Below are 2,641 nucleotides of genomic sequence, written 5' to 3'. Positions count from 1 at the left end.
ATCCTCTCGCTCCGACCATCATTCAAAGGCCCTGAAATGCTTTGGCATCTCAGGGCCTTTTTCATGCAAAACTGTCGTTTTTAAACTATGCCGTAATCACAACTGCCTAAAAACCCGAAGTAGCATCCGCAACAGCGCCATGCCGGGGGAGTTCGACCTGAACTTTCAGGGCGATCACAAATGCTGCCAGCAGCATCAGGGCACCGGCCACAATAAAGACACCCGTTACACCGCCCAAACCGAAAACCACACCGCCCAATGCAGCACCCGAGGCGATGGAAGATTGCACCGACGCAACGACCATGCCCCCCGCCGCCTCGGCCTGATCAGGCACCGCGCGCGCAACCCAGCTGGACCATGCCACCGGAACACCGCCAAATGCCAGCCCCCACAAAGCAACCAGCAGCATCAAACCGGTTCCCTGTACGGGCAGCAGAATCATTGCCAACGTAGCCCCCCCGACCAAAGCCGGCATCACGACCAATGTCGCACGCAAACTACGTTCCATCAGCCAGCCCGACAGCAAGGTCCCCACAAAATTGGCGGCCCCGAAGCCCAGCAACATTAACGACAAGCCCTGAACATCGACATGGGCAACACTTTCAAGAGCAGGCCGGATATAGGTAAACAACGCGTACTGGCCAGTATGGGCAAGCACACAGCCCATCATCCCAAACCCGATGCCGGGACGACGGAGCAGTTCCAGCACCGATGCGGTATGTGCCATCTTGCGCGGCGCCATACGGGGCAATGTGAACAATTGAAAGGCAAGCGTTAACCCGCCAACCGCCGCCGCTGCGACAAAGGCACTGCGCCAGCCATACAAGCCGCCCAGATAACTTCCCAAGGGCACAGACACCACCGTGCCAACGGCAATGCCACTAAAAATAATCGACAATGCCCTTGGCACCAGCCAGGCTGGCACCAGACGCATGGCCACAGCTGCCGCCATGCTCCAGAACCCTCCCAGCGCAATGCCCAGCAAAATCCGCATCGCCAATAACACGGCCAGACTGGAGGAAAGCGCAACCAGCAAGTTGGACATGATCATTAATATTGTGAAAGCAAGCAGGACAGCACGACGATCAAGCCTGCCTGTTAGTTTGGGCACCAACAACCCGGCAAACAGGGCCACCACCGCAGTCACCGTCACCGCCTGACCCGCCAGCGCTTCAGATACGCCCAAATCAGTTGCCATTGGTGTCAGAAGGCTGGCAGGAAGGTATTCTGCCGTCAGAAGGCCAAACACCCCCATTGTCAGCGAAAACACGGCCATCCAGGCAGGTGCCACGGACTCCACAGCCGATCCGCTATCGCACGGGATAGCAGGCCCGGCCTTAAAAACATCATCACTCATCTTGAATATCCCTAGGAAACAACGATTGCCTAAAGACTAGATGCGAAATTCAGGATGATCTATGATGGCTGGTCTTGATATTTTGATCAAAACGCCAAAAAATGACCATGCAAAATCAGTTTGCCTTATCGTCCGAGTTTATCAGCGAGCTGCTCGCCGGCATGCGCCTGCGTGGTGTCAAATATCGACGCATTCAAACCGGTCCATCCTTTGGCATGGGATTTGATGCCAGACCAGGGCATGTCTATTTCCACTTTCTGGCTTTCGGCAAAGCTGTATTGCGGACTGAAGACGGCGCATTGCACGACCTGTCAGCAGGGAGCGCAGTTCTGATGCCACGGGGCCAGGCGCATCAGATTTTATCGGACCCAGATAACGCATTTGAAAATATCGACACATTTGATGTGGCCCCCCTTGGCGAAGCCGTAAGCGGCGTCGACACATGCCCCAGCACACACCCGACGCCAAGTGCCGTTCTCTTTTATGGCTGTATGGAATTCAATCTCGGCGGTATGCAAGGGCTCGGCAAGCTCATGCCAGACGTCATGACGACAAGTACGCAAGAACACCACCACCCGGGATTACTCCCCATTCTTGAATCGATGAAACGTGAAATTTGTGCTGGCCGCATTGGTTTCGCCGGTATTCTGGCGCGGCTTGCCGATGTGGCGGCCGCCCTGATCGTACGTGGCTGGATAGAAGGAGGATGTGAAAACGCCTCCGGTCTTGTTGCCGCACTGCGCGATCCCCGTCTGGCCCGTGCCATATTGGCGCTACACCGGCAGCCAGGCCGTGACTGGAACGTTACGGACATGGCAGCAGAGGCACGCATTTCGCGCTCTGCCTTTGCACAGCGATTTCAATCCACGATCGGCATCCCGCCCCTAAAATATCTGACAGAACTGCGAATGAACCTCGCCCGCCTATGGCTGAGCGACGAAAGACTATCTATCGAGGCTGCGGCTCAACGCCTCGGCTATACGTCTCAGGCAGCGTTCAGCCGCGCTTTTAAGCGTATCAACGGTCAGCCCCCTGGCATCAGCCGGAAGGCCTGAATGTGATAGATCATGTTTCTTTAACAAGTATCATTTTTACTGATTTTGACGCTGCCAATCACATGAAATTACGGCAACTGACGAACAACCGAAAACACGATCAATTTGCGACATTTTCAACCCAGTGATCAAGATCCCAAAAAATGCCGCGACATGCCGCAATTATACTTGAACTGCTTAATCATACAGGATAGATAATCGCGCACACTGACGGAGCGTAGCTCAGCCT

Annotated in this window: 2 protein-coding genes; one reads left to right on the top strand and one right to left on the bottom strand. The window is 55.0% G+C overall.

Features of this window, described 5'->3' with window-relative positions:
• Nucleotides 1-106 precede the first annotated feature (106 nt).
• Entirely contained in the window at nucleotides 107-1,357 is a 1,251-nt protein-coding gene (locus THS27_RS26045; RefSeq protein ID WP_085595907.1) for an MFS transporter, read from the bottom strand.
• Between the two features lie 101 nt (nucleotides 1,358-1,458).
• Between THS27_RS26045 and THS27_RS26040 the strand changes: the two genes are divergently transcribed.
• Nucleotides 1,459-2,412, top strand: a complete 954-nt coding sequence (locus tag THS27_RS26040) for an AraC family transcriptional regulator (protein WP_085595905.1) — start codon at nucleotides 1,459-1,461, stop codon at nucleotides 2,410-2,412.
• Nucleotides 2,413-2,641 lie beyond the last annotated feature (229 nt).

Origin of the sequence: Thalassospira sp. MCCC 1A01428, from assembly GCF_002115825.1 — a bacterium.
Lineage (GTDB): Bacteria > Pseudomonadota > Alphaproteobacteria > Rhodospirillales > Thalassospiraceae > Thalassospira.
This window is presented reverse-complemented; position numbering and strand designations above follow the sequence as displayed.

Coding starts and splice junctions, on each gene's coding strand:
- THS27_RS26040 (WP_085595905.1), top strand. CDS start 1,459: ATGACCATGCAAAATCAGTTTGCCTTATCGTCCGAGTTTATCAGCGAG.
- THS27_RS26045 (WP_085595907.1), bottom strand. CDS start 1,357: ATGAGTGATGATGTTTTTAAGGCCGGGCCTGCTATCCCGTGCGATAGC.